The following is an 8,049-nucleotide window of genomic DNA, read 5'->3' as shown; positions in this document are numbered from 1 at the left end:
TGAACGGACGGGTGTCGGTCAAAGGCGATCTGGATGCGGTGACCGGCGAGATGCTGCTGACCGCGTTGTCGAAGCTCGCCGCACCCCGGCCGGCCACGGACGGGGCCCGAGACGAACGCACCCCGGGGAGGCGGCGGGCCGACGCGTTCACCGAACTGCTGCGCCGCTATCTCGCAGCAGGATTGAACGGCACCCAAGCCGGCGAACGCCCCCACATCAGCGTGCAGGTGCGGGCGCGTGACCTCGCCTACGCCCGCGGTGCCGACCGCAGCGGCGCCAGCGGGATGGGCGGCACCAGCGGCACCAGTGGGATGGGCGGCATGGACCGCTCCGGTGGCACCGACCGTGTAGGCGACTCGGGCGCGCACGCTTCCGGCACCGGCCCGGCCGGCCCAACCAGTGGTGACCGGCCGACCTCCGCGGAGGACTGGGCGGCGGTGCTGGCGGACACGGGGGTGGCGTGGGCTGCCTGGATGGGACCGCTGACGATCACCGCCGCCCGGCATCTGGCGTGTGACGCGCAGGTGAGCACGGTGATCCTCGACGATCACGGCGCACCCCTGGACGTCGGGGTGACCAGCAGGACCGCCACCCGAAAGCAGCGTCGGGCGTTGGCCGTGCGCGACGGTGGATGCGCATTCCCGGGGTGCGGAGCGCCGGCATCGTGGTGCGAGGGGCACCACATCGTCCACTGGGTCGACGGTGGCCTCACCGACATGGACAACCTCGTCCTGCTGTGCGGTTCACACCACCGGCTCATCCACCACGACGGGTGGGAGGTGCAGATCGGCGACGACCGGCACCCGTGGTTCATTCCACCACCCGGCGTCGACCCCTTCCGGGAACCGCTGCCCTCCCACAACCGGCGGGCTGGCCCGGCCGCGGCCTGACCGGCTCAGCGCCGCAACACAACTCCATCACCCACAGACGCCCCGCATCCGAGCTCCCCCACTCGGATGCGGGGCACCCGCCGTGCCAGAACAGCCGGCCTGAGAAACACCGCTGTGACAGAAGACCGCAGCGTCAGAACTCGATGACGGCCTTACCGCGCACCTGCTGGTCGAACTCCTTGTACGCGGTTTCGGCGTCCTCGATCTTCCAGCGGTCGGTGAACAGCGCGTCGACGTCGATGCCGTGCTGCGCGACGAAGCGGGCGCATTCGCCCATCCCGACGTTGGAGAACGTGTAGGAGCCGATGATCGAGATCTGCTTGATCACGATGTCGGGTGAGACGTCGAGTTCGATGTTTCCGCCGAGGCCGACCAGGGCGATGCGGCCCCACGGGCCGAGGCACCGGGCGCCCGCGACGCGTGCGGAGGGGGCGCCGGAACTCTCGATCGACACGGTCGCACCGCGACCGCCGGTGATCTCCCGGATGGCCTCCACCGCATCGGTGGTGCTGGAGTCCACGATGTGGTGCGCACCGAGTTCCCCGGCCCGCGCGAGGCGGTCCGCGGCGATGTCGACGGCGATCACCTCGGCGCCGAGAGCGGCGGCGAACTGGATGGCGGATTGGCCGATGGGGCCGAGCCCGAACACGGCGACGGTGTCCCGCCCGGTGACGTCCGCCCGCCGGAGTGCGCCGAAGGCAGTGCCCGTGCCGCAAGCGATGGCGGCGCCCGCCGAGAAGCTGATCTCTTCGGGCATCGGCACCAGGGTTTCCGCCGGAACCACCATGTAGGTGGCGTGACCGCCGTGCGCGGTGGCGCCGAAGATCGTGGCGCCGTGGGTGCACATCTGCGTCCAGCCGGTGCGGCAGAGGTCGCAGAATCCGCAGCCCTTGTAGTGGAACACCATGACGCGGTCACCGACCGTGAACGCACGCGGGTCCACGTTCGGCCCGATCTCGGCGACGACGCCGCACGGTTCGTGACCGGCGATGATCGCCGGATTCTCGCCGAGACCACGTGACGCGAAATCCTTGAAACCGAGCGCTTTGAGAGCCGCCTCCGGTGGGTCACGGTAGAACTTCAGGTCGCTGCCGCACAGCCCCGACGCCTTGATCTCGACGACCACCTCGCCCGGCCCCGGTGTGGGATCGGGGAAGTCGAGGACTTCGAGTTCGCGATTGCCGCGAAAAACTACACCACGCATCAGGAGGTCTCCGTCCGGTACGTGAGGGGCGCGGCGCTCATCGGGTGCCCGCCATCATGGTGGCGATGATCAAGACCGGTTCGCTGGTCCGGTTGCTCCAGATGTGCTTGATGCCGCGATTGACGACCGTGTCGCCCGGCTTCAGCAGGGTCTCACCGGTCTCGGTGACGGCCCACAGTTCACCGGTGAGGACGGTGACGACGTCGATCGTGTCAGTCAGGTGCCAGACGCCGCCGTCCTCGCTGGCGTCGCCGTCGTGCGAGTCGGCGCCGTGGAACGCGTCCAGCGACTCCTTGTAGCCCTCGGCGTCGAACTCCGAGTCCGGCGGGAAGCTGGCGAGGCGGACCACGAGGCCGTTCTTCGGCGGGTCGAGGACGGGGTCGGCGCCCAGGGTCGACGGGGCCAGCACGTCGACGGGCAGGCTGTCGAACTGCCAGACGTCCATGACGGTGAAACCGGGCTGGGCGGTGCGGGTGGTGGTGTTGCCGTCCGAGATGAAGGTCGACTTACCGTCGGCGTCGAGGCCGGTCAGCACGACGCGGGCCTGGGCGTTGAGGTGTTCTCCACTCATCGTTCACTCCTTGTTCTGGGGCTGGTGTGGGTGTCGTTCGAGGGTCAGACGTGCAGCAGGGCCGCGAAGTCGGACGCGGGCTGGTCGAGATCGCCGCGCTGGATGGCCTGCAGCAGGGTTTCGCTGGACTCGGTGCCCATCGCGGTCACCGTCAGGTCGCGGAACTTCGCGTCCAGGTCTTCCTGCGACATCGGGTTCTCGGCGGTGCCGGTGGGGTTGTCGACGAACAGGCTCTCGCTGGTGCCGTCCGTGTAGTTGACGGTGATGTCGCCGACCCATCGGCCGGGGTAGGCGGTGTCGAGTTCGGGCTTGACCTCGATCTTCACCTTCTGGGCGAGGGCGGCGACGTCGCTGCCCGCGCCGAGGTCGAGTTGGCCGGCCATGTACTGGTTGTGGGTGCGGAACCCGTTGCCCTTGCCGAGCAGCGACAGCGAGAACTGGAACGGCAGGCTGTACTGCAGGTGCTCGATGATCTTGGGTGCGTAGGCGTTGGCGTTCTTGTTGCCGATCACCACGTCGCCGCCGGTCTGGATGCCGAGCAGTACCGAGTCGACGTCCGCGGCGCGGGCCGCGAGTTGACGGGCGCCGTCGATGTAGGCGTGGTTGATGCCGCAGCAGCAATAGGGCTTGACCCATACGCGGGTGATCTCGAACGTCTTGTCGAGGCCGAACGTGGCCGCCGCCTCGTCGGCGACGGGGCGTCCGACGAACGTGCGGTAGAAGCCCTTCCCGCCGGTGAGGAACGACGTCGGCCCGGTGATGCCCGCGGCGGCCATCTCGGCGGCGCGGATCCCGTTGCGGGTGCCGATGCCGGAGTGGATGCGTTTGATCGAGCCACCGGACGACGTGTACTCGGTGGTGCCCGACGCGTGGCTGAGGGCGATGGCGAGGGCATGCACGGTCGTTTCGACGTCGAAGCCGCGCATTTTCGCGACGACGGCGGCCGCGCCGAAGTTCGACAGCAACCCGTGCGGGTGGAAGCCGCGCTCGAGCAGTTGGGGTGCCGCCAAATTGCCGATGCGGGTGTAGACCTCGTAGCCGGCGACGATACCGGTGATCACCTCGCGCATCGTGGCGCCGAGTTCTTCGCCGACGGCGAGTGCGGCGGACACGACGCAGCTGCCCGGGTGCGAGGAGCTGGCCCGGTGGGCGTCGTCGTATTCGAAGCCGTGGCCGAAGGAGGCGTTGACGAATGCCGCGTCCGCGGCGCTCATCTCGTCGCCTGTCGCGGCGATGTGCGACTTGCCCGGAACGTGCGCCGCGCGCGTCAGCTCGAGCAGCGCCTTGCTCCAGGGCAGCGAGGCGCTTCCGACCTGGAGGGCGAGCTGGTCCTGCATCAGGCGGCGCGCACCGGCGAGCGCGTCGGCGGGGATGGAGTCGAAGGTCAGATCCGTGACGAGCCGGGCGGCAGCTTCTTCGACGGGGGGAATGGTGCCCATGTGTGGTGCCTTTCGGTAGATCTGGGTCAGGAGAGCGAACCGAGCAGGCCGCCCGGGATGCCGTAGGACTTGAGCTCGACGTAGGCGTCGAAACCCTCGAGTCCCGCCTCGCGGCCGATGCCGCTGTTCTTGAAACCGCCCATCGGGGCGCTGAAGCCCGCCGGGTTTCCGTTGACTTCGATTGTGCCGGTGCGGATGTGGCGTGCCACCGCCAGCGCGTGCTCGGGGTCGGCGGCGAACACCGATCCGTTGAGGCCGTACTCCGAGTTGTTGGCGATGTCGATCGCCTCGGCCTCGGTGTCGAACGTGTGCACCGTGAGAACCGGGCCGAAGATCTCCTCCTGCGCGATCTTCGCGGCAGGGTCGACGTCCGCGAAGATCGTGGGCTCGACGTACCAGCCGCGGTCGAGGCCGTCGGGACGTCCGCCGCCCACCAGCAGGGAGGCCCCGGATCCCTTGGCGTCGTCGATGTAGCCCTCGACGCGGGACCGCTGGTTGGCGCTGACCATCGGGCCGATCTCGGTGGCGGGGTCGAAGGGGTCACCGACGGGCATCGACTGGATCAGGTCCACGAGCCGGTCGTGGAGTTCGTCGCGCCGCGAGCGTGCCACCACGATCCGGGTCTTGTTGCTGCACACCTGGCCGCTGTTGCGCAGCGAGACCGCGCGGATGGCGGCGACTGCGGCGTCGAGGTCGGCGTCGTCGAGCAGGACCGCGGCGGACTTGCCGCCCAGTTCCAGGGTCACGCGGCGCAGGTCCTGGCCGCAGAGGGAGGCGATCCGACGGCCCGCGGCCGTCGATCCGGTGAAGGAGACCTTGTCGATGCCGCGGTGGCGCACGAGGTATTCGCTGGCCTCGCGCTGCGCGGGGACGATGTTCACGACACCGGCGGGGAGACCGATCTTGTCCAGGATGTCGGCGAGCAGGTAGGCGTCGAGCGGGGTCTCGGGGGAGGGCTTGATGACCATGGTGCAGCCCGCCAGCAGCGCTGGGGCGAGCTTGATCATCGTGATGAGCAGTGGGGCGTTCCACGGCACGATGCCGGCGACGACCCCGACGGGTTCGCGGGTCACCAGCGCGCTGCCCGTTGCGGACGACCGGGTGTCGGTCCACGGGTAGGCGGGGGCGAGATCCAGGAAGGAGTCCAGGAGCAGGCGCGGTCCGATGGACTGCATCTTCGTGGACAGGGTGATCGGGCAGCCCATCTCGGCGCTGACGAGCCGGGCGGCGTCGGCCTCGCGCGCGGCGAGTTCGGCGCTGAGCTTCCGGAGGACCGCGATCCGCTCTTCGAGTGCCATCCGGGGCCAGGGCCCCTTGTCGAATGCCTCGCGTGCCGCGTTCACCGCCGCGTCGATGTCTTCTTCGACGCCCTCCGGAACGCGCGCGACGAGCTCTTCGGTGGCCGGCGAGATCACGTCGAAGGTGCGCTCGGTGGCGGGCTGCACCCACCGTCCGCCGATGAACAGCTTGTCGTACTGTCCCTGCCAAATTTCTGTCTGCACACTCACGGTGCTGCTCCTTCTTTGGTCGATGAGGGGTGGAAGTGGTCCGGATCGCAGGCGGGACCGAAGTGTCCGGCCTGGTGGGCGGAGCCTTCTGCTCGATATGTGAGCTGCACCATGCAAAGTATATAATGTTGCATAGCTCCAGGGAAGTGTCTTGCCGTGATCCACCCGACTGGGAGTCGCCTCGATGGGGTACCCCGATCCGGCGGGGCTTGACCCCATCGTGAACTATATATAATGTTTTGTAGAGACGAAGGCGAGGCAACATGCAGCACAAGCCGCTCGACGGTATTCGGATCCTCGAGATCGGGGGATACATCGCGCTCCCGTTCGGGACGTCGATGCTGTGCGCCCTCGGCGCCGAGGTGGTCAAGGTCGAGCGCCCGGTGGTCGGAGAAGATTTCCGGCGCCATCAGAACGACGCCAGCCCCTACTTCCGGCAGTACAACACCGGCAAGCGCAGCCTCTCGGTCGACCTGAAGTCGGAGGAGGGCGTCGCGCTGGTCAAGGCGCTGGTGCCGCACTTCGACGTGGTGCTCGAGAACCTGCGCCCGGGCAAGGTGGCCGCCATGGGGCTCGGCCCCGAGGACTGCCGCGCGCTGCGACCCGACATCGTGTACGGGTCCGTCACCGGATTCGGCGCCGGCGGACCGCTGGCCAACCGTCCCGCCTACGACACGATCGGCCACGCCTTCGGCGGCCTGTACTCGCTGTTCAGCGACGGCGACCACCCGCAGCTGGCCGGCGGCCTGAGCGCGGACCTCGTCACCGGTCTGAGCACCGCAACCGGCGTCCTCGCGGCCCTCGTCGGGCGGCTGAAGACGGGTCAGCCGCAGCGGATGGAAACGTCGATCATGGAGGCCGTCAGCGCACTGACCATCGACGGCATCACGCAGTCCTTCGAGCTCGGCAGCAACCCCGCCCGTACGAGCCGGCATCCGCAGGCGCAGAACTTCTGCGTCCCGACGTCGACCGGCGAGTACCTGGCCGTCCACCTGTCGTCCTCGCAGAAGTTCTGGCGGTCGCTGTGCCGCGCGATGGACCGCATGGACCTGGCCGAGGACCCCCGGTTCGCCGAGTACCGCCCGCGGGAGTCGAACTACTTCGAGCTGGTGCCGATCGTCGAGGCGGAGTTCGCCACGAAGTCGAAGGACCACTGGGAGAAGGTCCTCACCGAGGCCGACGTGCCGTTCGCACCGGTCCTGTCGATGACCGGCTACCTCGAACACGAGCAGGTCGAACACCTGGACCTGGTCGAGTGGCAACCCGACGGCCTGGCCCTGATCCGGCCGCCGTGGACGTTCGACGGCGAGCGCCCGGACCGCGGTGACCGCGCTCCCAAGGTCGGCGCCGACACCCGTTCGGTGGCGGGCGAGGTGCTCCCCGCCGAGAAGATCGACGAGCTGCTCGCGTCCGGCGTCCTCTACGCCGACGAGTCCTGACCCGCTACTTCCCATACCCGCTGTTTCCCCACACCCGCTACTTCCCGTACTCATAACTGAGGAGAGTTCATGAATCCGTACCGTTCCATGCTGTTCGTGCCCGGTCACAAGCCTTCCTGGGCCGACAAGGGGCTGGCCTCCGGCGCCGACGCCCTGATCCTCGACCTGGAGGACTCGGTTCCCGCCGCGGACAAGGACGAGGCGCGTGGCGTCACCGCCGCCACCATCGACCGTTTGCACGCCGAGGGCGTTCGCGCCGACGTGTGGGTGCGGCCCAACGCGTTCGTGACCGGGATCCAGGGCAGTGACCTCGAGGCGGTGATCCGGCCGGGGCTGACCGGTCTGTTCCTGCCCAAGGTCTTCGACGCCGAGGAACTTGTGCGGATCGACGCCGTGGTGTCGCACATCGAGGCCCGGCAGGGGCTCGAGGCGGGCAGCGTGGGACTCATCGTGAGCTACGAAACCGCGGTCTCCATGGCGCATTGCGAGGAGATCGCCGCCGCCACCCCGCGCATCTCCAGCCTGCTGGGCGCCACCGGTCCGAGCGCGGACGTGGGACGCGAACTGGGCTTCGAATTCACCCCGGCCGGCCTGGAGACGCTGTACCTGCGGAGTCGCCTGGTCCTCGCCGCTCGCGCGGCGGGCCTGCACCATCCCGTCGCCGGCGTGTGGCAGGACATCAAGGACCTCGACGGTGCCCGTCAGTTCTGCCTGGACAACAAGCAGCTCGGCTACCGCGGCATGGTGTGCATCCACCCGTCGCACATCGCCATCGCCAACGACGTGTTCACGCCGTCCCCCGAGCAGGTCGACTTCTACCGCCGCATGATCGAGGCGTTCAAGGTGGCCGAGGCCGCCGGTAGCGCGGCCGTCGACTTCGAGGGCCAGCACATCGACATCGCCCACGTGAAGACCGCCGAGGGCATCATCGCGCAGGCCGAAGCCATCATGGCCCACGCCTGACCCGTAACGCACCGATGGCGGCGAAACCTCGCATC

At 68.7% G+C, this 8,049-nt stretch carries 7 protein-coding genes; 3 read left to right on the top strand and 4 right to left on the bottom strand.

Annotated elements, in window-relative coordinates; translation table 11 throughout:
• On the top strand, positions 1-890 hold an 890-nt coding region (locus ACFTZB_RS39970), incomplete at its 5' end, for a DUF222 domain-containing protein (RefSeq protein WP_378440628.1).
• A 133-nt stretch (positions 891-1,023) separates the two neighbouring features.
• On the opposite strand, the gene ACFTZB_RS39965 is transcribed toward ACFTZB_RS39970, so the two are convergent.
• Genes ACFTZB_RS39965 through ACFTZB_RS39950 form a run of 4 tightly spaced genes read right to left on the bottom strand, consistent with a single transcriptional unit; the run spans position 1,024 to position 5,612 of the window.
• Positions 1,024-2,094: a zinc-binding dehydrogenase gene (locus ACFTZB_RS39965; RefSeq protein ID WP_378440627.1), complete on the bottom strand. Its 1,071-nt coding sequence runs from the start codon at positions 2,092-2,094 to the stop codon at positions 1,024-1,026.
• A gap of 37 nt (positions 2,095-2,131) precedes the next feature.
• Positions 2,132-2,665 (bottom strand): cupin domain-containing protein, encoded by a 534-nt coding sequence (locus ACFTZB_RS39960; RefSeq protein ID WP_378440625.1) that lies wholly within the window; start codon positions 2,663-2,665, stop codon positions 2,132-2,134.
• 44 nt (positions 2,666-2,709) lie between these two features.
• Entirely contained in the window at positions 2,710-4,104 is a 1,395-nt protein-coding gene (locus tag ACFTZB_RS39955) for an MmgE/PrpD family protein (protein WP_378440623.1), read from the bottom strand.
• 26 nt (positions 4,105-4,130) lie between these two features.
• The gene (locus ACFTZB_RS39950; RefSeq protein WP_378440621.1) at positions 4,131-5,612 is read right to left on the bottom strand and encodes an aldehyde dehydrogenase; all 1,482 of its coding nucleotides are present in this window, start codon (positions 5,610-5,612) and stop codon (positions 4,131-4,133) included.
• A gap of 263 nt (positions 5,613-5,875) precedes the next feature.
• On the opposite strand from ACFTZB_RS39950, the gene ACFTZB_RS39945 reads away from it, so the two are divergent.
• Both ACFTZB_RS39945 and ACFTZB_RS39940 read left to right on the top strand, forming a co-directional pair.
• Complete coding sequence (locus ACFTZB_RS39945; protein ID WP_276138993.1) at positions 5,876-7,051, top strand: CaiB/BaiF CoA-transferase family protein; 1,176 nt, start codon at positions 5,876-5,878, stop codon at positions 7,049-7,051.
• A 69-nt stretch (positions 7,052-7,120) separates the two neighbouring features.
• On the top strand, positions 7,121-8,014 hold the full coding sequence (locus ACFTZB_RS39940; protein WP_378440619.1) for an HpcH/HpaI aldolase/citrate lyase family protein: 894 nt from the start codon (positions 7,121-7,123) through the stop codon (positions 8,012-8,014).
• Positions 8,015-8,049 lie beyond the last annotated feature (35 nt).

This window comes from Rhodococcus sp. NPDC057014 (assembly GCF_042673295.1).
Classification (GTDB): Bacteria; Actinomycetota; Actinomycetes; order Mycobacteriales; family Mycobacteriaceae; genus Rhodococcus_F.
The sequence above is the reverse complement of the archived record's forward strand: the minus strand, read 5'-3'. Positions and strand labels throughout refer to the sequence as shown.

Excerpts from the sequence above, each read along its gene's own strand:
- ACFTZB_RS39945 (WP_276138993.1), top strand. The coding sequence starts at position 5,876 with ATGCAGCACAAGCCGCTCGACGGTATTCGGATCCTCGAGATCGGGGGA.
- ACFTZB_RS39960 (WP_378440625.1), bottom strand. The coding sequence starts at position 2,665 with ATGAGTGGAGAACACCTCAACGCCCAGGCCCGCGTCGTGCTGACCGGC.
- ACFTZB_RS39940 (WP_378440619.1), top strand. The coding sequence starts at position 7,121 with ATGAATCCGTACCGTTCCATGCTGTTCGTGCCCGGTCACAAGCCTTCC.
- ACFTZB_RS39955 (WP_378440623.1), bottom strand. The coding sequence starts at position 4,104 with ATGGGCACCATTCCCCCCGTCGAAGAAGCTGCCGCCCGGCTCGTCACG.
- ACFTZB_RS39965 (WP_378440627.1), bottom strand. The coding sequence starts at position 2,094 with ATGCGTGGTGTAGTTTTTCGCGGCAATCGCGAACTCGAAGTCCTCGAC.